This is a genomic window from Ferrimonas lipolytica (assembly GCF_012295575.1).
Classification (GTDB): Bacteria; Pseudomonadota; Gammaproteobacteria; order Enterobacterales; family Shewanellaceae; genus Ferrimonas; species Ferrimonas lipolytica.
In genome coordinates this window covers 140,138-165,715 of sequence record NZ_CP051180.1, presented here as the reverse complement: position 1 = coordinate 165,715, position 25,578 = coordinate 140,138, and the positions used below count along the sequence as shown (strand labels likewise).

21 protein-coding genes and 1 pseudogene are annotated in these 25,578 nt (G+C 50.6%); 6 read left to right on the top strand and 16 right to left on the bottom strand.

The genetic code is table 11. The features are described from left to right. Nucleotides 1-30: 30 nt before the first annotated feature. From rpoS to rlmD, 13 genes and pseudogenes are all read right to left on the bottom strand, one after another. Nucleotides 31-996 carry an RNA polymerase sigma factor RpoS gene (rpoS, locus tag HER31_RS00780; RefSeq protein ID WP_168658826.1) on the bottom strand — a complete coding sequence of 322 codons (966 nt, stop codon included), beginning with the start codon at nucleotides 994-996 and terminating at the stop codon, nucleotides 31-33. 155 nt (nucleotides 997-1,151) lie between these two features. Beyond that, the gene (locus tag HER31_RS00775; RefSeq protein WP_238786868.1) at nucleotides 1,152-2,000 is read right to left on the bottom strand and encodes a peptidoglycan DD-metalloendopeptidase family protein; all 849 of its coding nucleotides are present in this window, start codon (nucleotides 1,998-2,000) and stop codon (nucleotides 1,152-1,154) included. A 33-nt stretch (nucleotides 2,001-2,033) separates the two neighbouring features. After that, the gene (locus tag HER31_RS00770; protein ID WP_168658824.1) at nucleotides 2,034-2,672 is read right to left on the bottom strand and encodes a protein-L-isoaspartate(D-aspartate) O-methyltransferase; all 639 of its coding nucleotides are present in this window, start codon (nucleotides 2,670-2,672) and stop codon (nucleotides 2,034-2,036) included. Beyond that, nucleotides 2,669-3,415 (bottom strand): 5'/3'-nucleotidase SurE, encoded by a 747-nt coding sequence (surE, locus tag HER31_RS00765; protein ID WP_168663047.1) that lies wholly within the window; start codon nucleotides 3,413-3,415, stop codon nucleotides 2,669-2,671. The genes HER31_RS00770 and surE overlap by 4 nt, the downstream gene beginning before the upstream one ends. Before the next feature lie 291 nt (nucleotides 3,416-3,706). Beyond that, nucleotides 3,707-4,696 (bottom strand): annotated as a pseudogene (gene truD, locus HER31_RS00760) (tRNA pseudouridine(13) synthase TruD); the annotation flags it as partial. Beyond that, a complete protein-coding gene (gene ispF, locus HER31_RS00755) occupies nucleotides 4,689-5,165 on the bottom strand; it encodes a 2-C-methyl-D-erythritol 2,4-cyclodiphosphate synthase (protein ID WP_168658823.1) in 477 nt (158 codons plus the stop codon). The pseudogene truD and the gene ispF, both read right to left, overlap by 8 nt. Beyond that, entirely contained in the window at nucleotides 5,162-5,854 is a 693-nt protein-coding gene (gene ispD / locus HER31_RS00750) for a 2-C-methyl-D-erythritol 4-phosphate cytidylyltransferase (RefSeq protein WP_168658822.1), read from the bottom strand. The genes ispF and ispD overlap by 4 nt, the downstream gene beginning before the upstream one ends. 17 nt (nucleotides 5,855-5,871) lie before the next feature. Further along, nucleotides 5,872-6,156, bottom strand: coding sequence for a cell division protein FtsB (gene ftsB, locus HER31_RS00745; RefSeq protein ID WP_168658821.1), 285 nt, complete (start codon nucleotides 6,154-6,156; stop codon nucleotides 5,872-5,874). 159 nt (nucleotides 6,157-6,315) lie between these two features. After that, complete coding sequence (gene eno, locus HER31_RS00740; RefSeq protein WP_168658820.1) at nucleotides 6,316-7,611, bottom strand: phosphopyruvate hydratase; 1,296 nt, start codon at nucleotides 7,609-7,611, stop codon at nucleotides 6,316-6,318. Nucleotides 7,612-7,684: 73 nt separating this feature from the next. Next, nucleotides 7,685-9,322: a CTP synthase gene (locus HER31_RS00735; RefSeq protein ID WP_168658819.1), complete on the bottom strand. Its 1,638-nt coding sequence runs from the start codon at nucleotides 9,320-9,322 to the stop codon at nucleotides 7,685-7,687. 132 nt (nucleotides 9,323-9,454) lie between these two features. Continuing rightward, complete coding sequence (gene mazG, locus HER31_RS00730; protein ID WP_168663045.1) at nucleotides 9,455-10,210, bottom strand: nucleoside triphosphate pyrophosphohydrolase; 756 nt, start codon at nucleotides 10,208-10,210, stop codon at nucleotides 9,455-9,457. Between the two features lie 26 nt (nucleotides 10,211-10,236). Beyond that, nucleotides 10,237-12,432 carry a GTP diphosphokinase gene (gene relA, locus HER31_RS00725; RefSeq protein ID WP_168658818.1) on the bottom strand — a complete coding sequence of 732 codons (2,196 nt, stop codon included), beginning with the start codon at nucleotides 12,430-12,432 and terminating at the stop codon, nucleotides 10,237-10,239. 34 nt (nucleotides 12,433-12,466) lie between these two features. Continuing rightward, nucleotides 12,467-13,807: a 23S rRNA (uracil(1939)-C(5))-methyltransferase RlmD gene (rlmD, locus tag HER31_RS00720; protein ID WP_168658817.1), complete on the bottom strand. Its 1,341-nt coding sequence runs from the start codon at nucleotides 13,805-13,807 to the stop codon at nucleotides 12,467-12,469. A gap of 77 nt (nucleotides 13,808-13,884) precedes the next feature. Here rlmD and barA point away from each other — a divergent pair, with 77 nt between their 5' ends. Continuing rightward, the gene (gene barA / locus HER31_RS00715; RefSeq protein ID WP_168658816.1) at nucleotides 13,885-16,617 is read left to right on the top strand and encodes a two-component sensor histidine kinase BarA; all 2,733 of its coding nucleotides are present in this window, start codon (nucleotides 13,885-13,887) and stop codon (nucleotides 16,615-16,617) included. A gap of 11 nt (nucleotides 16,618-16,628) precedes the next feature. Continuing rightward, on the top strand, nucleotides 16,629-17,234 hold the full coding sequence (locus HER31_RS00710) for a YjaG family protein (RefSeq protein WP_168658815.1): 606 nt from the start codon (nucleotides 16,629-16,631) through the stop codon (nucleotides 17,232-17,234). Nucleotides 17,235-17,655: 421 nt separating this feature from the next. Here HER31_RS00710 and HER31_RS00705 read toward each other — a convergent pair whose 3' ends face one another. Continuing rightward, on the bottom strand, nucleotides 17,656-18,915 hold the full coding sequence (locus HER31_RS00705; RefSeq protein ID WP_168658814.1) for an amino acid permease: 1,260 nt from the start codon (nucleotides 18,913-18,915) through the stop codon (nucleotides 17,656-17,658). Nucleotides 18,916-18,942: 27 nt separating this feature from the next. Next, nucleotides 18,943-19,224 carry a trp operon repressor gene (gene trpR / locus HER31_RS00700; RefSeq protein ID WP_168658813.1) on the bottom strand — a complete coding sequence of 94 codons (282 nt, stop codon included), beginning with the start codon at nucleotides 19,222-19,224 and terminating at the stop codon, nucleotides 18,943-18,945. A gap of 167 nt (nucleotides 19,225-19,391) precedes the next feature. On the opposite strand from trpR, the gene HER31_RS00695 reads away from it, so the two are divergent. Continuing rightward, nucleotides 19,392-19,844 carry a c-type cytochrome gene (locus tag HER31_RS00695; protein ID WP_168658812.1) on the top strand — a complete coding sequence of 151 codons (453 nt, stop codon included), beginning with the start codon at nucleotides 19,392-19,394 and terminating at the stop codon, nucleotides 19,842-19,844. 101 nt (nucleotides 19,845-19,945) lie between these two features. Here the strand turns inward: HER31_RS00695 and HER31_RS00690 are convergent, their stop codons facing one another. Then, on the bottom strand, nucleotides 19,946-20,587 hold the full coding sequence (locus tag HER31_RS00690) for a cytochrome b/b6 domain-containing protein (protein WP_168658811.1): 642 nt from the start codon (nucleotides 20,585-20,587) through the stop codon (nucleotides 19,946-19,948). A 226-nt stretch (nucleotides 20,588-20,813) separates the two neighbouring features. On the opposite strand from HER31_RS00690, the gene hpf reads away from it, so the two are divergent. The 3 genes from hpf to HER31_RS00675 all read left to right on the top strand — a co-directional run bounded on the left by hpf (nucleotide 20,814) and on the right by HER31_RS00675 (nucleotide 25,568). After that, complete coding sequence (hpf, locus tag HER31_RS00685; RefSeq protein ID WP_168658810.1) at nucleotides 20,814-21,143, top strand: ribosome hibernation-promoting factor, HPF/YfiA family; 330 nt, start codon at nucleotides 20,814-20,816, stop codon at nucleotides 21,141-21,143. 231 nt (nucleotides 21,144-21,374) lie between these two features. Continuing rightward, complete coding sequence (locus HER31_RS00680) at nucleotides 21,375-23,225, top strand: chorismate mutase (RefSeq protein ID WP_168658809.1); 1,851 nt, start codon at nucleotides 21,375-21,377, stop codon at nucleotides 23,223-23,225. A gap of 357 nt (nucleotides 23,226-23,582) precedes the next feature. Continuing rightward, nucleotides 23,583-25,568, top strand: a complete 1,986-nt coding sequence (locus HER31_RS00675; RefSeq protein WP_168658808.1) for an SDR family oxidoreductase — start codon at nucleotides 23,583-23,585, stop codon at nucleotides 25,566-25,568. The last annotated feature ends 10 nt before the right edge of the window (nucleotides 25,569-25,578 follow it).

Genomic DNA, 25,578 nt, shown 5'->3' with positions numbered 1-25,578 from the left:
GCGTTTTTCTAAAATGGAACTCAGTCGCAGTTAATCTCGAAACAACGCCTCAATATTGAGCCCCTGCCCAGCGATCAAATCACGTAAGCGCCGCAGTGCCTCAACTTGGATTTGCCGTACCCGCTCCCGAGTTAAACCAATCTCCTTACCAACGTCTTCGAGCGTCGATGGTTCATACCCTAATAGCCCAAAACGACGCGCCAATACCTCCCGCTGCTTTGAATTTAGGTCGTTTAACCAGCGCACTATCGACACCTTAATGTCATCATCCTGCGCTCTGACATCTGGACAGACCCGGCGTTCATCAGCGATAACATCCAGCAACGCTTTATCCGATTCGCCGCCAATAGGGATATCAACCGAGGTGATTTTTTCGTTCAACTTCAGCATCCGCGACACATCCTCTACTGGACGATCGAGTTTGGCGGCGATCTCATCGGCTGTGGGTTCGTGATCTAGGCTTTGCGCCAGCTCTCGTGAAGTACGCAGATAAACATTAAGTTCTTTGACCACATGAATTGGCAACCGAATGGTGCGAGTTTGATTCATGATAGCCCGTTCAACGGTTTGGCGAATCCACCAAGTCGCGTAGGTCGAGAACCGAAAACCACGCTCAGGATCAAACTTCTCCACTGCACGAATTAGGCCCAAGTTGCCCTCTTCAATTAGATCCAGCAGCGCCAAGCCGCGATTGTTGTATCGACGCGCAATCTTCACCACCAAACGCAGGTTAGATTCAATCATACGGTTGCGAGATTTGGCGCAGCCCTTTTGGGCACGGCGAGCGTAATAAACCTCCTCATCGGCGGTCAGCAACGGCGAGAAACCAATTTCGCTTAGATAGAGTTGGGTCGCATCAAGGTTTTTCTGCAGATCATCTTGAACCTGCTGATCTATTTCTGCTGTGATGTGGCGTTCGTTGATTAGGTCGCTGTTACTGGGGCCGCGCAGTTCAAGCGCGCTGTTAAGATCGAACGGTTTTGGAGTTGCTTGCATCAGTCTGTCTCCGGTTGATCCAACATCTTCTGATTGGGATACCAATCTAAGTAAACGGAGGGTCGTTACCACAACGCTGATGTAAACCGACGGTCAGCCAAACGAGCCACTACTTACCTAGAGCGGTATAACGGCGATCATCCTTGACTCATCCCCTAACGGCGGGGCAAATAACGTTTTGGGTCGACTGACTTGCCTTGGTAGCGGATTTCGAAGTGGAGCATATCGCGATCAGCATCGCTGTGGCCCACCTCTGCTATCTTCTGTCCGGCACTGACCTGTTGCTTCTCTTTTACCAATATTCGACTGTTGTGGGCATAAGCACTGAGGTAGTCATCACTGTGTTTAACGATAACTAGTTGCCCATAGCCACGTAGCGCACTGCCAGCATAGACCACCCGCCCAGCGGCAGTACTGGTTACCGGTGTTCCTTCGACGGCAGCGATATCAAGGCCTTTATTGCCTTGCTGCGACGAAGAGAAACCTCGAATCACCTTACCCTGTACCGGCCAACGCCACTGCGACACCTTGGCCGGTAACGCGGCGACACGGGTTGGTACCGTGGGGGGCACTGATTTACTAACCACTGCGCCAGCTCCAGCATAACTAGGCTGTTTTGGTGAATCAACCTTCGGCTTTATTTCAGTTTTTTGCGCCTGAGCAACCGTTTGTTGTTTTTTACTTGTACTGCTGGCTTTAGCCTGAGGTTTGGATGAAGCTTTAGCGGCCTTAGTTCCTTTAGACTTTTTTGGACTTTCCTTAAGCTTAATTCGTTGACCGGGATAGATGGTATTAGATTTATTCAGGCCATTAAGCTTGGCCAGTTTGCGATAATCGTTACCGGAAGCAAAGGCGATGGAATAGAGGGTATCGCCTTTTTTCACCACGTAGTTGCTGCCTTTAACGCTACCTTTGGGCATTTTATTGATTGGCGTGGTATTTAGCGTAGTTACCGGTGCCGGCCGAGATGCGGTGCAGCCAACTAAGGTACACAACGTCAACACTACAGTGGTTCTAATTAGCCATTGCCGCACAGTTTACTCAGTCTCCCCAGCAACTAACGGTACAAACCTAACCGCTTCGATATCATGGCTAAGAAATTGCCCGTCACGGCGTTCAATAATGCGCAAAACCTGTTGGCTTGAGCCCACTGGGATAATCAAACGGCCTCCCTCAGCAAGCTGCTGCAACAACGCTGAAGGTACCTCGGCTGCCGCAGCGGTAACCAAGATCCCAGCAAACGGGGCTTTTGACTGCCACCCTTCCCAACCATCGCCATATTTGAAGGCAATATTATGCAAATCCAGTTGCTTTAAACGGCGCCGAGCCACTATCTGCAAGCTCTTGATCCGCTCAATGGTACACAGCTGCGGAACCAAACGAGCTAACACCGCCGCTTGATAACCACTGCCGGTTCCCACTTCTAAAATCGGGCCCTGCGGCAAGTTGTGCAATAGCAGTTCGGTCATCCGTGCCACGATATAAGGCTGAGAAATGGTTTGCCCTGCCCCTATCGGCAAGGCGGTATTTTCCCACGCTCGGGGAGCCAACCCCCCATCAACAAATTGTTGACGAGGGATTGCAGCGATCGCATCTAGCACCGCTGCGTTGCTGATCCCCTGTTGCTGCAACTGTTGCAGCAAACGATTACTGTAGCCGTGAGTACTCACGGTCATAGCTGTGATACCCACTCAGTTAACGCTGGCAACTGATCATGGGCCGTAAGATCCACCTTCAGCGGCGTAATCGAGGCGTAGCCATTGTCGATAGCATGGAAGTCAGTACCTTCGCCGGCATCCTGAGTACCACCAGGAGGACCAATCCAATAGATACGACGTCCAGCAGGATCACAAGTTGGTACCATCCCCTCCGCTGCATGGCGAGCACCAAGACGAGTGACCTTAATCCCCTTAATTTGCTCCAACGGTAGATCCGGTACATTGATGTTAAGGATCTGATTGGTTGGCAGTGGGTGATTATGCAAACCGGCTACAACCTGCCGCACGATAGCCGCAGCACTGTCGTAGTGCTTCAGCTCCGAGCCACACAGAGACACGGCAATAGTAGGCAAACCTAGGTGTCGTCCTTCCATCGCAGCGGCGACAGTACCGGAATAGAGCGTATCATCGCCAAGATTGGCACCGGCGTTGATGCCAGACACCACGATCTCAGGCTCGCCATCGATCAATTCACGAATGCCAAGCAGAACACAGTCGGTCGGGGTACCGTTTACTTGGTAGTAGCCATTATCTAAACGTTGTACCCGCAGTGGGTTAGTCAGGGTTAACGAGTTAGAGGCGCCAGAACAGTTACGATCTGGGGCAACGGTGGTCACATCACCAATCTGGGCAAGGGCTTCACTAAGCGCCTTGATCCCCGGTGCGGTAACGCCATCGTCATTACTAACTAGGATCTTCATCCGTGGCTGGGTTTTGGTTGCCTCAGCCTGCTTCGCAATAGCCATTGGCTCGGCGATGGATTGGGCCGGTACTCGTGGCTCAGGTTGAGCGATAGGTGCCGGTTTAGCTAGAGGCTCCGGTTGAGCAACAACCGCGGCAGGTTTAGCTGCTGCAGTTAGTGGTTCTGGCCGCGCAACACTCTTAACTGCTGGGCTTTGTGAGTTGTTGTCGGTGGCACTAACCGTTACTGGGGCTGAATCGGTAGACACCACTCGAGTCTGCGCGTCGGTGTAATCAACCAGTTCACGTAATACACTGGTAGCAAAGGCGCCAGCTGGCAACAAAAATTGCACCCACAACAAGCCATCTTCAATCCGGTATTGCAGCTGTTCTGGCAACAGCAACGCACGACGACGGTCCGGTGCCATACGGGCATTGGTTAAGCCATCACACAGCTCTGGCCACGGGCCAACATGCTGCTGCTCAAATTGAGCCGCGTCACCTTGGGCACCGCCACCGCCATCGCCCCACATCGGTGCAGTTAAGCCAATATCATTATTGGCCAGACGCTGGGTTAGGTCACTGTCCCAGCTGTGGGCGATAAAGAAGCTATTTGAACCGGCCAACATCACGGCGTCACCGTCAAGGCAGCTGGTTCCAATAGCAGCTAACCGTGCGGAAAGAACATGGTTGAACAGGAAACTGCGGGCAGCAGAAAGGTAGATACTGCGCTTATTGCGATCTTTAACCCGCTTACCAGCAAACATCTGCGCTGACTGAAAGACATTACGGCCACCATGGCCAAAGCGTTGCTCACCGAAATAGTTAGGGACACCGGCTTTTAGTTTCTCCAACCGTGGCAGAAGCCCTTCAATATCAGTTAAACCGCTGATGGCAATCTTAAAACGGTTGCCCAACAGGGCGCCGGTGCGGAGTTTTTTAAGGTTTCGCTTAGCATCGAGGATGGTCAGCTGGTCGTTATTCAGCTCGGTCCAATTTGGCTCCGTTTTACCGGGAATGCGAACACTGAGCCACTGACGTGTTACGCCATGCTTATCCTTCAAGCCCGCCCAGGAGACGTCTTTCACCGGCACTGAGGCAAATTTGGCAAGCGTTTCGGCGACTTGGTGAGTAGTTAGGCCAGTTTTCTCCACATGGATCATATGGTTTTCACCTTCACCATCCGCGACAAACGGTAGGATCTCTTCCACTTGGAAGTGGCTTGGCTCAACGCGGATCTGACCCTGTTGAGTCGGTTTGCCGTACAGGTAGTGCCACTCGGGTAGGTTATACTCAGTCATTGGTTAGCAGTACCACCGCTTCAACGGCGATCCCCTCTTTACGTCCGGTAAAGCCCAACTTTTCCGTTGTTGTCGCTTTAACGTTGATTTGATCCAGCGAGGCATCCAAGTCTGCTGCAAGAGTTTGGCGCATCGCCTCAATGTGAGGGGCCATTTTCGGAGCCTGAGCGATAATGGTGACATCAACATTGCCAAGCTTATAACCCCTTGCCGTTACCTGTTCAAAGCAGCGGCGTAGCAACACGCGGCTATCGGCTCCCTTGAAAGCGGGATCGGTGTCGGGAAAGTGATGTCCAATATCTCCAAGCGCAACCGCCCCAAGCAGAGCATCACTGACCGCATGCAACGCTACATCCCCATCGGAATGCGCCAGCAAGCCTTGCTCGTAATCGATAGCGACGCCACCGATAATAACTGGCCCTTCGCCACCAAATTTATGTACATCGAAGCCGTGGCCAATGCGGATCATGAGGCACTCCTTTGTGCTAAAAACAGTTCTGCCAGACGCAGATCGTCTGGGTGGGTCACTTTGATATTATCAGGCCGACCACTGACCAAAGTCGGTTGCCAACCTTGCAGTTCCATCGCCGATGCTTCATCGGTAATGGCTGGATTCAGTTGATGTTGATTGAGCGCTCGCAATAGCTTGCTGGCAGGAAATAGTTGCGGCGTCAAGGCATGCCACAGCAACGCACGCTCGACGGTATGGTCGATGTTGCCATCAGAATTGGCGCGCTTCATGGTATCTCGTACCGGCATTGCCAGAATCGCCCCTTGGTCACCACACTGTTGTAGCAGCTGGTCAATATCACCGTGGGTTAAACAGGGACGAGCCGCATCGTGCACCAATGCCCACGCCTCGGCAGGCACTTGGCTCAAGGCTAAGCGCACCGAGTCTGCGCGCTCAGCACCACCAACGACTTTAATCAGATTAGGATGGGTCGCCTCAGGCAGATCGTCAAAGTAGCCATCAGCAGCACCGAGCGCGACCACGACCTTGGCCACCTGAGGATGATCCAATAGCACCCCGAGGGTATGGGATAGGATAGCTCTTCCTAATAGGGGCAGGTATTGCTTCGGCTGGGTGCCGCCCATTCGTTTACCTACACCAGCTGCAGGGACTACCGCATAGATCGGTGTATTAGCATCAATTGCCATGAATAGGCTCCAACAAACTACGACTTAGGTGAACGGCTAATAACTCGAAAGAACTGTTCATTTTCTTTAATCATACCCAGCTCATTACGGGCACGCTCTTCTACCGCCTCAAGGCCGCTGCCGAGATCTTCAATCTCACGCTGCAGCAACTCGTTGCGTTGCTCTAACTGAGCATTACCGGCCAGTTGCTGTTCGATTTTCTCTTGCAACTTCCAATTATCGGGCAAATTATTACTGCCATACCACAGTCGATACTGCAATGACCCGAACAAAACCAGTAATAGAGTCAATAAGATCCGCATGGAGTCCGCCTAAATCAATCGATAAGGTGATCTTGGCCTAAGCCCTAACAAAAGAAAAGCAAAAAGCCGCCCTAAGGCGGCTTTTTCATAAACAAACTGCAAGCTGCAGTCGTTTGCATTAATTGCTACTCGCAATCAACTGCATGTTACGCGCCTCGATTAACCTTGGCCGACAACTTCTTTCAAACCACGGTAAGGAGCAGAGTCACCCAAAGCTTCTTCGATACGCAGCAACTGGTTGTACTTAGCGACACGGTCAGAACGACACAGAGAGCCGGTTTTGATTTGGCCGGCAGCAGTACCTACCGCCAAATCGGCAATGGTGGCGTCTTCAGTTTCGCCAGAACGGTGCGAGATAACGGCGGTGAAACCGGCGTCTTTCGCCATCTTGATAGCGTCCAAAGTCTCAGACAAAGAGCCAATCTGGTTAAACTTAATCAAGATGGAGTTACCGATACCATTATCGATACCACGCTTGAGGATCTTGGTGTTGGTTACGAACAAATCATCACCAACCAACTGGATCTTGTCGCCAAGAATGGAGGTTTTGTAAGCCCAACCATCCCAATCAGACTCATCCAAGCCATCTTCAATCGATACGATTGGGAACTGCTCAACCAGCTCCGCTAAGTAATCGGAGAAGCCGTTGGAGTCAAAGCTCTTGTCTTCACCGGCCAATACATACTTACCGTCTTTATAGAACTCAGATGCAGCACAGTCGAGCGCAAGTGTTACGTCTTTACCCAATACGTAACCGGCTTTTTCTACTGCAATCTTAATTACTGCCAACGCTTCCGCGTTCGAGGCTAAGTTAGGCGCAAAACCACCTTCATCACCGACAGCGGTATTCAGACCTTTGCTCTTCAACACAGATTTCAGGTTGTGGAAGATCTCAGCCCCCATACGCAGGCCTTCACGGAAGCTGGCTGCACCAACTGGTTGCACCATGAACTCTTGGATATCAACGTTGTTATCCGCGTGCTCACCGCCATTCAAGATGTTCATCATTGGCAGTGGCATGGAGTAAACACCGGCGGTGCCGTTTAGTTCTGCAATATGTGCGTACAGAGGTAAGCCTTTGGCGGCAGCTGCAGCTTTAGCCACAGCCAAAGAAACAGCCAAGATCGCATTCGCACCCAGCTTGTCTTTGTTATCGGTACCGTCCAGCTCAATCATGATTTGGTCGATGTTACGCTGCTCCGTTGCGTCTTTGCCCAACAGCGCTGGAGTAATCAAATCGTTTACATTGCTTACAGCCTTCAATACCCCTTTACCTAAGTAACGAGACTTGTCGCCATCACGCAATTCCAACGCTTCACGGGTACCAGTAGAGGCACCAGATGGAGCGCAAGCCATACCAACGAAACCACCTTCTAGGTGCACTTCCGCTTCAACGGTAGGGTTGCCACGAGAGTCCATAACTTCGCGACCAAGGATTTTTACGATATTAGCCATTTGGCGTCCTTAATTTTCCGATATCAAAAACAAAAAAAACCGGACCTATTTGAGGCCCGGCTTTAAAATTCTGTTACTTCATCTGCGCTTTGGCGTGGTCACCAGAGGCTTTAACAAAGCCTTCAAACAGTGGGTGACCATCACGCGGCGTTGAAGTGAATTCCGGGTGGAACTGACCCGCTACAAAGAACGGGTGGGCTGGGATCTCAATCATCTCAACCAACTTCTTGTCTGCTGACAAACCTGAGAATAGCAGACCTGCCTTCTCCAGGGTGTCTAGGTAATTGTTGTTCACTTCATAACGGTGGCGGTGGCGTTCGATACAGGTATCGCTGCCATACAGTGCTCGCGCCTTAGAACCTTCGACCAAGTGGCATAACTGTGCGCCTAAACGCATGGTGCCGCCAAGATCTGAAGTTTCAGAACGTTCTTCGATGTTACCTTCGCTATCCAGCCATTCCGTGATCAGTCCCACAACCTGATGTTTCGATTGTGGATCAAACTCGGAAGAATGAGCACCTTCAAGACCTGCTACGTTGCGAGCGAAGTCGATAAGCGCAACCTGCATGCCTAAACAGATACCGAAGTAAGGTAGGTTATTTTCACGGGCGTAGGTTGCGGCCATGATTTTGCCTTCTACACCACGCTCACCGAAACCACCAGGAACCAAGATACCATCGATACCTTCCAAGGCTTCGCGGCCTTTGGTCTCAACGTCTTGGGAGTCGATGTATTTGATCTTCACCTGCAGGCGGTTCTTCAGACCGGCGTGCTTCAGCGCTTCGTTTACTGATTTGTAGGCATCTGGCAGTTCAACGTACTTACCAACCATGCCGATGGTCACTTCATCGGTAGGGTTAGCTTCTTGGTAGATTACGTTTTCCCACTCGCGCAGATCAGCTTCAGGCGCGGTCAAGCCAAAGCGTTTCACAAAGATCTCGTCAACGCCTTGAGACTTCAGCAATGCTGGAATTTTGTAGATGGAATCAACGTCCTTCATCGATACCACTGCGCGTTCCTGTACATTACAGAACAACGCGATCTTCTTACGCTCGTTAGCTGGGATAGTGCGATCACTACGGCAAACCAACACATCAGGCTGAATACCGATAGACAGCAGCTCTTTTACACTGTGTTGAGTCGGCTTAGTTTTCACTTCACCAGCTGCGGCAAGGTAAGGCACTAAAGTCAGGTGCATAAACATGGTGCGCTCACGCCCCAGCTCAACCGCCAACTGACGCAAAGCTTCCAAGAATGGCAATGATTCGATATCACCGACGGTTCCACCCACCTCAACCAACGCCACATCATGACCTTCTGCACCAGCAATAACGCGCTCTTTAATGGCGTTAGTGATATGCGGGATCACCTGAATGGTTGCGCCTAAGTAGTCACCACGGCGTTCTTTACGCAGAACGTCAGAGTAAATCTTACCGGTGGTGAAGTTGTTGCGCTTGCTCATCTTGGTGCGGATGAAGCGCTCATAGTGACCGAGATCCAGATCGGTTTCGGCGCCATCTTCAGTCACGAATACTTCGCCGTGCTGAGTTGGGCTCATAGTGCCTGGATCGACGTTAATGTACGGATCCAGCTTCATCATAGTCACATTAAGGCCACGCGCCTCTAGCAGTGCCGCAACTGAAGCGGCAGCAATGCCTTTACCCAACGAGGAGACAACCCCGCCCGTAACGAAGATATAGTTAGTTGTCATGCTGAACCTGAATATATTGGGGATTTCACTGAACAATGACGCCGAGAGAAGGCTCATTTTCAGTAACAAATAGGACGGGACGACATTTTACTAAAAAACACTGAGTTCAGCAATTAACCGACGCAGATTTTGTTACCGTTTTTCTGCAGCCTTAACCTGTTGCCAGTATAGTTCGAGTTTATCGATTCCGGCAGAGGGCATTGATAAGTTATCGTTTTGGCAGTGTTGTTCGACCCCGCGAAAGCGTCGTTCAAACTTAGCATTGGCTTGACGCAGTGCTTGCTCTGGCTCCACCTCAAGGTGGCGAGCCAAATTAACCACAGCAAACAACAGATCACCGATCTCCTCTTGCACCAACTCCTGTTTAGCGTCCGCTTGCAGCGCTTCAACCATCACTTCATCCAACTCTTCCGCGACCTTCTCGGCCACCGGTCCTAAACTGTCCCAATCAAAGCCAACTCTGGCGGCACGTTTTTGCAGCTTATGGCTGCGCACCAAGGCAGGGAAATTAAGCGGAACGTTATCCAAGGCACTGGGTTGGTTATTAGCTTGGCGTTCTTGTGCTTTAAGCTGTTCCCATTGCCCAGATACTAACTCGGTGCCAGCAAACACATGGGGGTGACGCTGTTCGAGCTTGGCATTCAAACGCTCGACCACCTCGATAAAATTGAAATGGCCCTGCTCTTGTCCAAGCTGGGCGTAGAACACCACTTGAAACAATAGGTCACCCAGTTCACCAGCCAACTCATTGTAATCGCCCCGCTCAATGGCATCCGCCACTTCGTAAGCTTCCTCAATGGTATGAGGCACAATCGAGGTAAAGTCTTGCTGCCGATCCCACGGGCAGCCGCTATCTGGATCACGCAAGCTGGCCATAATGGCCAGCATTCGTGCTATCGGTTCAACCGGCAGACTCACAAGCGACGCGCCTCTATTACGCCATTAAGCTGTCCTAAACGGGATAAAATCCGGCTTAGTGACTCCATATTAAACAGCTCTAAGCGCAACTCGACCGTTGAGGTTTGTTGCTTCGGATCCAGGCTGGAGCGCATCTCCGACACGTTACTCTTCTCGTTAGCCAATACGGTGGTGATGTCGCGTAATAAGCCAGAGCGATCGGTCGCGATAACCCGCAGGGTTACCGCATAGCCACCACTTTGGCTCTCGCCCCAAAGCACCTCAACGCCACGCTCTGGGTGCTGACTAAGCAGATTGTTTAACTGTTCACAAGCTTCACGGTGTACCGATACCCCTTTGCTTTGGGTGATGTAACCGCTAATCGCATCCCCAGGCAATGGCTGGCAACAATTGGCAATGTGGGTGAGCAAATTGCCGACCCCATTCACCTCAACATGCCCCTTGGCTTTCTTCGGCCGCGAGCTTTGCTTGGCCATCAAATCCGCCACCGCTCGCTGCTCGTCGAAATCATCCCGTGAGCTGCGACTTTGAATGTGATTGATCACCTGAATCAAGCGAACGTCACCACCGCCAATAGCTGCCAGCAGGTCGTCATAGCTGTGCATGTTGAACCGCTCGATAGCGCTATCAGCATTACTGGCATTCAAGCCGTGCTTGGTCAACTCAGACTCCAACATTTCTCGGCCGGCGATGATATTTTTGTCTTTGTCTTGCGCTTTAAACCACGTATGGATCTTCGCTCGGGCACGACTGGTATGGATATAGCCCAAGTTAGGGTTAAGCCAATCGCGTTTCGGATTGGGGTGTTTAGAGGTGATGATTTCAACCCGTTGCCCGGTTTCCACCTCGGTGGTGAATGGAGAGATCCGCCCATCGATCTTGGCACCGATGCAGCGATGCCCGACCTGACTATGAATGTAATAAGCAAAATCAAGCACAGTGCTGCCAGCGGGCAGATCAATAACGTCACCGTTTGGAGTAAATACGTAGACGCGATCCTCAAACACTTGGGAGCGGATCTCCTCGACCAAGTTGCCTGATTCAACCACATCCTCTTGCCACGCTAGGATCTTGCGCAACCAATTAATCTTGTTTTCAAACCCAGAAGTACGACCGGTGCTGCCCTCTTTGTATTTCCAATGGGCTGCCACCCCAAGCTCAGCGTCTTCATGCATCTGCTTGGTACGGATCTGGATTTCAACGGTCTTGCCTTCTGGCCCCATCACCACGGTATGAATGGATTGGTAACCATTCGGTTTTGGGGTTGCAACGTAATCGTCAAACTCTCCAGGAAGGTGATGCCAGAGGCTGTGTACTGCCCCTAAAGCGCCGTAACAGTCTTGTAAACGCTCGGCGATAATACGTACTGCACGAACGTCGAACAGTTCATCGAAGGCGAGGTTCTTCTTCTGCATCTTACGCCAGATGCTGTAGATGTGTTTCGGCCGGCCATAGACTTCAGCGCGGATCCCCTCTTTATCAAGGTTGCTTTGGAGCGTCTCGACAAATTGTTCCATGTAGCTTTCACGGTCGAGGCGCTTACCATCGAGCCATTTGGCAATCTGCTTGTAGGTGTCAGGGTGGAGATAGCGAAACGACAGGTCTTCCAGCTCCCACTTTAATTGACCAATCCCCAAACGGTTGGCCAGAGGTGCATAGATGTCATTCACTTCACGGGCGAGCACAACCCGTGTTTCTTCATCAAGATTTTTCACTTCCCGAAGCAATACAACCGCCTCAGCTAGCTTGATTACCACGGCGCGAACGTCTTCCACCATCGCCAACAGCATCCGCCGCAGATTATCAACCTGATTGCCATTGGGGTTGCCATTAATGCGCAGCATCCGAATCGCGTCCATCACCTGCACCGATTTCACTAACGCGGTAACGGATTCACCCTGCTCTTCAACCAACTTGTCTAAGTCGAGCAGTTTACAGTCCGCGAACACATAGAAAACTGCAGCTCGCAAGGTTTCAATATCCATATGCAATGGCAGTAGGATCTCTACCATTTCGCGGGCACGCAGCAACCGCGCTGACGCCAGCGCAGGATCATCGCCTTGGAGTGAATCACAGTAGTGATAGGTTTCCAGTAATATTTTCTGATGCTCAGCGCTTATCTCTAAACGCTGTAACCACTGCCCTAAATCACCTTCTGCATCATCAAAGTGAATGTGTCTAACCGAAACCATTAATGACCGTCCTTTTTCTTAACCCCGGGAACCGTTACTTCTTAACGTTGGCAACAAACAACGCCATCGACTCCAGATGGCCAGTATGCGGGAACATATCTATCAGACCAAGTTTGCTAAGCGAATATCCTTGAGCTTGTAACACTTTGGCATCTTGCGCCAAGGTCAGCGGTGAACACGACACATAAAGAATGCGCTTAGGGGCCAATGCGGTCATCCATTGCAAGGTTCCAGCAGCACCGGCGCGAGCAGGATCCAGCAAGACCCAATCAACGGGCTGACTGGCCCAGTCAGCCGTAGGAATTTCACCATTAAGATCGGTGCTAAAAAAGTTAACGTTGCCAACCCCAAGGGCTTTGGCTTGCTGTCGCGCGCGTAACGCCATCGACTCTATTCCCTCGACACCTGTAACTTGCAGGGACAAGCTTGCCAACGGAAAACTGAAGTTACCGCCACCGCAGAACAAATCTAAGCCTACCTCATCGACTTTAGGTTGGAGCCAATCGATAGCTTGCGCAATCATCTGTTGGTTGACACTGTCGTTAACCTGAAAGAAATCCCCTGGCATAAACGCTACCGATGGCAGTTCTGGGCCGGTTTGGTAATGCAGCAGCTGTGGTGCTTCGCCATCTAAGGTAGTGAGCTGGTCACCATCGTGCAGCAACACCATACACTGATGTTCAACCGCTACCGCGGTTAACCGCTCCAACTCCTTCGGCTTAGGGGCACGCATAACTCGCAAAACTGCCACTGCTCCCTCGTCCGCCAGCAGCAGATCGATATGACCCAATTGCTTCGCAAGCGGCGTTGGTCCAATCGCTTTGGCCAATGGTGCAATCAGGTTATCAAGTGGCTTGGCCAACACCGCACAGCTATCGATACTCACCAAGTTGTTGCTTTGCTCTTGACGGAAGCCCAAACACAGTTGACCTTGATGCACCTGTGCGCCCAAGCGTGCGCGGCGGCGATAACGCCAAGGATCAGCCTTGATGGTCGGCGCTAACGTAATCTCGGCAACACTCAGATGGTGCTGCACCAACTTAGTCAGGGTTTGCTGTTTAAATTGCTGTTGTCCTTCACTGCTGGCGTATTGCAGCTGGCAGCCGCCACAGCTATCAAAATGCGGACAAGCCGGGGCTACTCGAGCCGAGTTGGCACTCAACCGTTTGATCAGCTTGCCCTTAGCATAACGACCCTTGTCTTTTTCGATTCGAACCTTGGCACGCTCCTGTGGCAGCAAGCCATCGACAAACACTATTTTGCCCTGATGCTGCGCGACCGCTTGACCTTGATGGTCGAGGCTATCGATAGAAACCTCAATTGCAGCTGCTAACGATTTCTTTTTATTGGATTTGGGAGAGAAGAACTGTGCCATAGGTGCTCGAATTGATTACAATGTGCTGATGATAATGGCCCGCTTATTGGGCATCTAATGAGTATATTTTCCCACAGATGAAATCCGCGGCCCAATACAGTTTGCGCACCTGGGTAATGGTGCTAGCGCTCGCACCAACCGTTTTGGTGGGCACTATCTTAGCGGTCTACTTTACCAGTAATCGCTTTACCGAGCTGGAAAATACCTTGATGCGACGAGGAACCAATCTTATCGCCCCAATGGCAATCGCCTGTGAGTATGGCCTGCAGTATAACAACCGGGAACACACCAAGCGCTTAATCGATACCATTCACCAGAGCAATGCTGGCTTTATTCAAACCATCACCGTGTTTGATGTAAACCATCACGCCTTTGTTAGCAGCAATTACAACCACGATTTTGAGTTGCTACAGCTGACTGAGAGCCCAACCTTAAAACAGGGGATAAGCATTGAGCACTTTGGCGACACCGTGGTCATGCGTGCGCCAATTTTTAGCAACATCAGTCTTTACGGCAACGCCTTAGATACCGATACCCAGCTCGGCTATATCGCTATTCAACTCAATAAGCATGAAGCACTACTTAGCCAATACCGAGCCGCCATTGTGGCCTTTATCGTGGTATTGATTGGGGTGCAACTTAATCTGTTGTTTACCTTTCGTTTGTTGAAACACGTTACTCAGCCAATCTCATCAATGGTAAGTGCAGTAGCCAAAATCCGCGAAGGCAAGCTGGATACCCGTCTTAATGGCGACCTGATTGGTGAGCTAGATGATCTCAAACGCGGCATCAACGCCATGGCTGCGTCATTGTCGGAATACCACAATGAGATGCAGCAAAACATCGATCAAGCCACCTCTGATCTGCGTGAAACCTTAGAGCAGATTGAGATTCAGAACGTTGAGCTAGATATTGCCAAAAAACGGGCTCTTGAAGCGTCGCGGATTAAGTCTGAGTTTTTGGCCAATATGAGTCACGAACTGCGTACGCCACTGAATGGCGTTATCGGTTTTGCCCGCCAACTGCTAAAAACGCCGCTGCATGAAAATCAGCGTGATTACATGCAAACGATTGAACGCAGCGCCAACAACCTGTTGTCGATCATTAATGACATTCTCGACTTCTCTAAACTCGAAGCGGGCAAAATGGTGCTGGATAAAGTCCCGTTTGCACTGCGTGAAACCGTAGATGAAACCGTTAGCCTAGTGGCCGCTAGCGCCAACGATAAAGCCCTCGAGTTAGTGGTTGATATTGATCCAACCATCCCTGATAGCCTTAACGGCGATTCAATGCGAATCCAGCAGATCTTAACCAATCTGCTTGGCAACGCCATCAAGTTCACCGAACAGGGCACCATCAAGCTGTCGCTTGATCTGGTCAGCAGCCAATCAAAACAAGTCATCCTCCGGGGTGAGGTATCCGATACCGGCATCGGAATTCCTGACGAACAAAAACCCAAACTGTTCCAAGCCTTTGGCCAAGCCGACGGTTCCATTACCCGCCGCTTTGGCGGCACCGGTTTAGGCTTGGTAATCACCAAGCGCTTGGTCAATCAGATGGATGGCCAAATCGGCTTTAGTTCTCAGAATCAACAGGGCTCCACCTTCTGGTTTACCATGACTATCGAACGTAGCCTGTTCCAGTTAGGCAATGATCTCGGCCTCGATAAGCTGGCACAGCAACGAGTACTTGTTATTGAGCCACGCCGTAATACCCGCCAAAGTTTAGAGCGGCTCTTGCAAAGCTGGCAGATGCAGGTGGATATTAGTGCAGAACTGCCGCAACCGAGTGGTGCTAATCGCCGCTATGATCACGCCTTAATCAGCAGCAGCTTATTGACCGATCCAAGTCAAACTTTGAACGTTATCGATGGGATTGGCATCGATAACCCGATCATTATAGCCTTGGGTAAACCGACCCAGTGGCAGCAGGACCTGCACCACCATTCAACAATCAAACTGCTCAATTTACCATTGAGCCAACGTCGTCTTAGCCAAGCACTTAGCCTGCAGAGTTTGACCGAGGTAATGCCTGCACAATCGACCCCGCCGGTGGCTGCAGCCCCAATCATCAGCCCGTCCGAGAGAATGCCGCTGCGTGTCTTAGCGGTTGATGATAACCCCGCCAACCTCAAGCTAATCTCGACCCTACTAGGCGAAATGGTGGATAGTGTCGACTGCGCCTCCGGCGGCCGCAGCGCCATCGCGATGTGTCAGCAACATCAATACGACGCCATCTTTATGGATATCCAAATGCCTGACATCGATGGATTAAAGGCCACCGAGTCGATCCGGGCCAAATCGCAAAATCGCCACTGCCCAATTATCGCCGTTACCGCACACATCTTAGGTAAAGAACGGGAGCAAATCCTTGCCGTTGGTATGGATGACTACCTGACCAAGCCGATTGATGAACAAAGGTTGCGAGAGCGCTTAGTGCAGTGGGCTAAACCTGCTGCCAGCGCCAGCAATGGCATTATCGATTGGGAGCTTGCACTCACCCAAGCTGGTGGCAATAACTCACTGGCTAAGGAGATGCTGGCGCTATTGATCGAAAGTCTACCTGAGGCGCTAACCGGCATAGATAACGCTATTGCTGCCAACGACAGTTTGGCGTTGCAGCAACGAGTGCATAAGCTTCATGGAGCCACCTGTTATTCTGGCGTTCCAGCACTGCAAAAATTGTGTCACCAATTGGAGTCCAGTTTAAAGCAAGGTGCGACCATCACCGATCTGGAACCCGAACTGCTTGAACTGCAAGACCAACTTAATCAAGTCACAACCGCTGCCAAAGCATTTTTGGTAGCCTGATGGAAATAAACATGACAGCAAAAAACGGTTTTTTTAATCGAATCAAAGCCCTAGATACGTGGCAAAAGACCCTATTCGCCGCGGCACTTACTGAGCGCATGCTGCCTAATTACCAGTTGTTCGCGCAAATAACCGAACAAGAGAACGGTGACAAACCGGGCATCGCACTGGACTTGTTATGGCAATCACTCCATGACCGTAAATTCAAAATGAACTACGAGCGCCTGATCAATCAGATGGATGAATTGGTGCCAGCAGAAGACGAACATGATTTTTATGGCGTCTACCCCGCGACCGATCTACTGACCTCGCTGTCGACCATCTTCACCGCATTGCAGCAAAAAATTGAAACCGACCTAGTCAACATCTCCAAGCTTTCGAGCTCAACCGTGGCAGCTTTTATTGAGGCCAGTGAGCAACCGGAGGTAAAGACCGAGGAGGCGCTAGACGACTTTATCTTCCAGCACGAACTGATGGCGCAAGAGCGTGATATTCAGGAACAACTGCTTGAGTTTGTTGAACAGCAAAACGGCGTGTGGCCAGATGCGATTAAGGGCCTGCGCAAAGAGCTACGTGATCTCGGCGTATCCAATATCGGTATTAGCCTTGACGATTAAGTTCGAACGCTTGCAACAGATGTAGATTTGTTACAACAACGCCGTGGTTTAAACCACGGCGTTTTTTTAGGCTGTGTACCAACTAAGTGTTGTTATTTCCAATGCAGTTAAAGCACCGGCTAGGCGTGTTTTGATACAAGGGTAAAGCACTATCGCTATTGATCTTCTGCCGCATTGGAGCAGTCCAGCGAAGCGTTTTGGACTGCGACCTAAGGCAAGGGGATTCCAAAGGGGGCGGATCTCCCCCTAATGCATACAAGAATGTGCCGTCGCCACCGCGACATCCTCCCCTAAAGCACCGCAATCGGTACAGCCGAAGGCTTAAAATAAACTTCATCAGCTAACTACGACACAGCGTTTTTACGGCTACGATAAAACACAAAAGCCGCCCTATGGGCGGCTTTTTCTCAACCTTAACGGCTTAACCAAACTCTGGCAGCATACCCGCTAAATGAGCAATCTCGACTAACACCGCCAGCACACCGAAGCCTAAAACGAGGTTGATGCGCAACATGCCACCGCGAGCTTGAAACTCTTGGCTCTGACCACGTTGACGTAACACCTTAGCCATCAATGGTGGCAACACTAGGACGAATACCGATGCTGCCAACGCAGCAAAGCCAATCGCAGTGATGAAACCGTGTGGTGCAATCGCACCCAAGATTGCCGGTGGGAGGAAGGTAATAGCACCGGCTTTGATGGTTCCCTTCAAGCTATCATCAAGCTTTAAGGTATCTTTTACCAAATCCAACAAGCCAAGTGATACACCAACAAACGAGCTGGCCAGAGCTAGGTTACCAAATACCATCAGCGCCGACTCTACCCCGCTAACATCGGTAGATTGGCCAACAGCGGTGATCAAAGTCGCAACGTTACCACCCTGAGCGATGATGTCACTGAACTGTTCACGGGGCACGTTACCCATGATGATCAGCTGCCATACCACATACACTAACAGGGTAACCACAGAGCCTAATAGTAACGCCTGACGCACACGGCTGATGTTACGCTGGTAATGCTTTACCAAAGACAATACGGTGCCGTGGAAACCAAAGCTGGTCACCAACATTGGAATTGCAATCCAGATGTAAGAGCTGCTTTCCGCTAATGGGATCATCGGTAACAGGTTAGCGCTAGAGACTGAACCAGTCATCATCCCAGCAGAACCAAAGAAGGTAATCACCATGCCACCGAGCATAATGGTAGAAACACGATCAACCATACGCGAGCCTGCCAAAACGATGCTGGAGAAAACAACTGCGAAGATAATTGCTGCAGCGCTATGGGACAGTTCGACCCCTACGTTAGCCGCAGTTTGGGCTACCACCGAGCTGCCGCCAGAGATGTATGCGTAACAAAGGATAAAGCTAACAAAGGCAACGGTACCGGTAGCGATTAGTTTACCCATCGGCCCTAACGTATCTTCGGCTACCGTCGTGTAGTTAGCACCATCGCGGTAGTTCATACCCGATTCGGCAAGATATAAGCCAGAGCTATAGGCACAAAATGCACAGAACAGCAGCATCGCTATCGACACGCCAAACCACATACCAGCGCTTAATACTGGCAAAGCAAACATACCTGCACCAATAGAGGTGCCGGCGATAATCATCGCGCCGCCGAGAATACCCGGCATTTTAGTGGTTTGGGCGGTGCCCATGGTGGCTGTGGTGTCAGACATTACGTCACTCCGACTTAGTAGTAATTATTAACGTTGTAACAGTTGCGCTAGCGTATCGCGCTCAGCGTCAGTCATCGTTTTAAGGTTGTTAGAAGCTCGGGTGATGGTGGCAATACTTACCCCCAATTGAGCCGAGATCTGACGCTGGCTTAACTCACCGTGGAGCAGAGCTTTAATAACGGCCAATCGACCGCTGACGGACTGACGTTCATCGTGACTCAATAACAAAGACAAAATCTGGTCAATAAGCTCGATTGAGCTTTGCTCAGTCAATAAATTCAGGACATTTTGCCAACGTTGTTCAGTCATTTCTCTCGCTCCACTGTAATGCCGCGCCAGTACACCATTACAGTAATCACCTCCACAACCACAAAACCTTGAAATGAGAGCGAAATCACACTGTAAATTGTCTAGCCATTGAAATGGCTACAGCGCTACAATCGTTTCGTAACAACTTAACTACAGGGACGAACCACATGAAAGCTTTAGCAGTAGCAGGTGTATTGTTGATGTGCGCTAGCGGTGTACATGCCAAAGGCGCATTTGATGACGGGAAGGATGCCATTGAATACCGTCAAGCCGCCTTTAGTCTGATAAAAGAAAACTTTGCTGATATGGCCGCGATGTTGAAGAAGAAAAAGCCGATGGACAAACAAGCGTTTGCTCAGCGCGCAGAGCATCTTGCCCTGTTGGCACCGATCCCTTTCAACGGTTTCAAGGTTGCCGGCTCCGATAAAGGCGACACTGATGCCCTAGCGGCGATTTGGACTGACGGCGACGAATTCAATGCAATTGCTGAAAAGTTCCAGCAAGCAACTAAAGAGCTGGCTAAGGTTAGTCAACAGGACGACATGAAGGCAATCGGTAAGGCCTTTGGTGCAGTTGGCAAAAACTGTAAAGGTTGCCACGACCAGTTTAAAGCGGAATAACCTCTAAAGGATGAGTTAATCGCAGTAAACTTTAAGGGCCTCTCTTGAGGCCCTTTGTCATTTCGCAATTGTCGACTCACCTAGCTCCGCCCACCAAGCTATCACCACAGCGGCAAGACCAGTCCATAGCCAAACACACCCAGCCACAACATTAACAAACCCATACCTAACAGAGGGTGTTTCATCTGTGGCTGAGGGACATCTATCTTGGCCTTACCGTGCAACATCGGCGGCAGCAATGACATGCCACGCATGCGATAAACCACAATGGCAATAACGTGTAACACCACAATACCAACTAAGACGTAAAATGCCTGATGGTGGATAAAAGTTAAGGTTGATGAAATCGACTCACTAACAGCGGCATACAGCGGCCCTTCGGTAAGGATATCGTCAGTGGTAAACAAGCCCGAGCCCCACTGCAACAGCATCAATGTCCACATCACCAACACCATATAGCCGCCTGCAGGATTATGGCCAAGATGAGGAGTGCGAGCTTGTCGCCATGTTACGAGATAGCCAACAACGGCAGAAGGGGAACGAACAAAATGTGAGAAACGAGCGGTCTCACTGCCAATAATGGCCCAACAGAGGCGAGTGAACAGTAATGCAGCGAGGAGATAAGCAAAGGTTTGATGCCATTCCATCTCCCCCTCTTCTGCACTAAGCCAACAAAGTGGTAGCAGGACAACAATCCCCCAGTGACACAGGCGCACTACAATGTCCCAAACCCGAATAGACACGACTACTCTCCCTCTAAAGCCTTATTCCCATCCTTGTTATCCATTCCAATATCGACCTAAAAGCATCCGATTACAAGGGCGAAACAGTCACTTTTCACTCATATAACTCTGTTCGATGGTTAATCGTTCAACCGTACCAAAACATGACAAAGATCACTTTCAGTTCCGGTCATAGGGGGGTAGTCTGGTGTTGAAGAAAGCAAAAAGGTCGCTAAGGAGACACAGTATGCGCATAGAGATCACCAGTAAATCTGTAGCCGTAACCGAATCCATGGAAACTCATATTGATAGCTGTTTTGAAAAGCTAGCTCGTCACGACATCGACCTAATTGGGCCGCACATCATCATTACCCAAGAGGGCAAAGAGTTTCAGGTAGAAGCAACGACCAATAGCTCCGTCGGCCACCTATTCGCCAAGGCTAATGCTGAAGATCTGTACGCCGCTATTAATCAACTAGGGCAACGACTAGAGCGTCAAGTAAACAAACTGGTAGATAAAGCAACCAGCCGCCGTCACGACCGCACCGCGGCAGTTATCGATGCCGACATCGCCTGATTGCTAATCCGCAATTTTGAGATAACCATAAACACCCGTTAAGGCGGGTGTTTTTGATCTTGACAGTCACCGCCACCAATGAGTAATTTGCTTAGTATGCAAACCTTAATGATTCGCCCAAACACTCGATTTATGGAGTCCCGATAGTTCGGAGGCGATGGCGTGTCACTTGCACAAACCCAATCATCGAAAGCCTCCCACAGTGGGAGGCTTTTTTGTTACGGAGCGACAATGCAACAGGACAACCCCTTAGAACCGATCCGCCAGCAGATAACGGCATTAGATCAACAACTGCTGCAGCTGTTTGCCCGGCGCCGTGAACTCAGTATTGAGGTAGCTCAAACTAAAGCCGACGCCGTCAGCCCGGTGCGCGACGTCGATAGAGAGAGTGCCCTCCTCACTCGATTGGTACAACAAGGGCGTGAATTGGGGTTGGATGGCCAGTACGTATCGCGGTTGTTTCATACCATCATTGAAGATTCAGTGTTACGACAACAGGCATGGTTTCAAGAGCGCATCAACCCGACACACCCCGAGCAAGTCAAAGTCGCCTACCTAGGTGCTAAAGGCTCATACAGCCACATTGCCGCTTATCATTATTTTGAGCGCAGAGATCGCAAACTGGTGGAGATGGGGTTACCCAACTTCGACGCGATCTTTACCGCCGTCGATGAGGGCCAAGCAGACTATGGCATCCTGCCAGTAGAGAACACCTCATCTGGCGCCATAAACGAGGTGTTTGATCTGCTCCAAAACACCAACCTTTACATTGTCGGCGAAACCACTGAAACCATCGCTCATTGTTTATTATTGGCCGACGACGCTAAGCGCGAGCAGATCACTACGGTATTCGCTCACCCACAGGTGCACGCGCAGTGCAGCGGCTACCTCTCTAAACAGGGTTGGGATCAACAGTATTGTGCCAGCAGTGCCGAAGCGATGACCCGCGCCAGCAGCGAACCAAACACCGCAGCTATCGGCAGTGCCCGTGGCGGCAGCTTCTATGGTCTCAACGTCATCGAAGCGAACCTAGCTAACCAAGCACGCAATGAAAGCCGTTTTATCGTTGTTGCACGCAAGTCGATATCGGTGCCGCTGCAGGTGCCGGCGAAAACAACTCTACTGATGGCGACTTCACAACAAGCCGGTGCTTTGGTTGACGCCCTATTGATCCTCAAGCAGCTTGGACTGACCATGACTAAGCTCGAATCACGGCCGATCCACGGTAACCCTTGGGAGGAGATGTTCTATTTAGATATCGCTGCCAACCAAGAGAGTCAAACGATGCAGGATGCATTGTTACAGCTGCGTAAAATCACTCGCTTTATTAAGGTACTGGGCTGCTATCCAAGCGACACTATTTTACCCACTGAACTTGCGGCGCCAGCGTTAGCGGATGACCCCCGTTTAACCGGCACCGCTGCCGTACAAACCAGCGCTCCGTTGTACAGCCGCCAACTCAAACCCGAAAATAGCCAGATTAACCTCAATAACTGCCAATTCGGTGGTCAACAGTTGCAGGTCATTGCCGCCAGCAACGCGGCAGTGACTCAAGCTGAGGTCAAAATTAAGGAACAAGGGGGTCATGTCCTCCTAACCGACAGTGACGATGTGGCCACGACACTGCCCACAGCTAAGGTCATCAGCTCTGAAACTCAGCTAGCCAATATCAACAGCCATCTGCAACTGCTGCTAATTGAAGCTGCACAAATGGCCAACCAACAGCTGCTCACCCAAGTAGGTAAACAACCACGACCAGTATTATTGAGCCGAGGCTATGGCGCTTCATTGCAGCAATGGTTGGACGCCGCCGAGGTGATCCTGCAACAGGGTAATCAACAGGTGGCGCTGTTAGCTCAACGCCATCAAGACATAGTCGATTTCCACGATCTTGCTGAGTTACAGCAACTCACACACCTGCCAATTGTTATCGAACCCGGCCGAGCTGATGACAGTGCGACCACCCAGGCAAACCTTGCCAAGGCGGCTGCCTCGATTGGCGTTAGCGGTGTGCTCGTTAGCCTAAGTGAACAGCGCCAACCAGATGACTACGCCGTGTTTATGAAGGCACTCTACGCCTAACCTATCTCCGCCCTCAGGAGAGTACATTGGGTACTCTCCTGTCCCTAGCCCCCTTCCGCACCATTACACTAAAAGCATGAACACTATTTCTGCATATAAAAATTGATCTCAAACAAAGAGTGTTCAGATCGCTTTTGTGTTGCTTCAATGTTCAACCCAGAATGGTTCCTGAAACAATTTCAAAAAATATGTCCAAAAAGTGTGTAACATGTTAGGCGTTAGTTGTTGGGAAGGAATCTATCAATTACGTTATTACAGGAGCGACAGGCTTTATTGGTCGCTTCTTATTGCGCTCTGATTCCTGAAACAATTTCAAAAAGTGTCTCCCAAAGTGTGTTAGTTGTTAGGAAGGAATCTATGAATTACTTTATTACTGGAGCGACAGGCTTTATTGGTCGCTTCTTATTGGCTCGATTGGCCAAGCGACAAGGCAACCTTTATTGTTTAGTGCGTTCCGAGGAAGCAGCCAACAAACTCAAAAAGATTGGTGAACAACTCGGCCTAGAACCGGATCGTCTGTTGCCCATCACTGGTGACATCACTGAGCAACTGCTCGGTGTTGATGACACCAATCTCCAACGCCTTCAAGGTAATATTGACCACTTCATTCATCTCGCTGCACTCTATGACATGAGTGCCAGTGCCGATTCTCAGGTACGCGCTAACGTTGACGGCACCAAACACGCACTGCAACTGGCGGAAAATCTCGACGTAGGTTGCTTCCACCATATCAGTTCCATTGCGGCAGCCGGTTTATACCGCGGCACCTTCACCGAGCAAATGTTTGCTGAAGCCGAGCACCTTGAACACCCCTATTTCCTCACTAAACATTTAGCTGAAAAAGCAGTACGAGAGAACACGAAGGTTCCGCATCGTATCTACCGTCCGGGTATCGTTGTCGGTGACTCCGTTAACGGTGAAGCCGACCGCGTCGACGGCCCATATATGTTCTTCAAGCTGTTACAACAGCTGCGCGACAATCTCCCTAAATGGGTACCACTGCTAGGGGTTGAGGGTGGTCGACTCAACATCGTTCCAGTTGATTTTGTCGCTAATGCCGTTGACCACTTGATGCACGAAGCGGATCTAAACGGCCAATGCTTCCATCTAACCGATCAGCACCCGATGCGAGCAGGGGAAGTGCTTAACCTATTCGCGGACGCTGCCCATGCGCCGAAGATGGCGATGCGCCTTAACATTCGCTTGTTTAACATCATCCCTCGTAGCATCGTGCAGATGGTCATGGCATATCCAACGGTTAAGCTCACCATCGAAGCAATCTTAGCTGAATATGGCCTGCCTAATTCAGTGCTAAAGATGATGAACTATCCCACTCGATTTGAGTGCAGCGATACCCACCAGCGGCTAGCCAAAGCCGGCATTGTCTGCCCTCCATTAAGCCACTATGCGACTCGTGTATGGGATTACTGGGAGCGTAACCTCGACCCAGACCTATTCCCAGACCGAAACCTGTGCAACAAGCTGGCAGGCAAAACGGTACTGATAACCGGTGCCAGCTCCGGCATCGGCTTGGCAACTGCAAAGCGCCTTGCATGCTGTAATGGCAAGTTCCTATTGGTTGCCCGAGATCCAGAACAACTGGCCGAAGCGAAGCAGCAATTGCAGGCAGAGCACGATGTTGAGGTATATACCTACCCAGTCGATTTGGCTAATGCAGAAGACAGCGATGCCTTCTTAGAAACCATTCATCGTGAGCACGGCAACGTCGATCTGCTAATCAACAACGCTGGCCGCTCTATTCGACGTGCCATTACCGACTCGAAGGATCGTTTTCACGATTTCGAGCGGACGATGTCACTTAACTACTTTGGAGCCTTGCGCTTGATCCTAGGCGTACTTGAAGGAATGGAGCAGCGTAAATCTGGCCACATCATCAATATCAGCTCCATTGGTGTGCTAACCAATGCGCCACGCTTCTCCGCTTATGTAGCCTCAAAGGCAGCACTGGACTCATTCAGTCGTTGTGCCGCGGCTGAATACTCGGATATGGGGATCCGCTTTACTACCATCAATATGCCGTTGGTACGTACGCCGATGATCGCCCCGACCAAAATGTATGACGATGTGCCAACCTTAACACCGGAAGACGCCGCAGAACTGGTGGTAGATGGGGTGCTGCGTCAGCCGAAACGGATCGCAACTAAGTTGGGGATCATGGGAGCAGTACTCCATGCCATCGCGCCTAAATTCGCTGAGCTGATCATGAACTCTGCCTTCCGGATGTTCCCTGACTCAAAGAACGTACCGAGCTCCGGTGCCGCGCTGGCAGACAAGCAAGAGCAGATCCAGTTTGCAGCCATGCTGCGTGGCATCCACTTCTAGGAAACAGTAA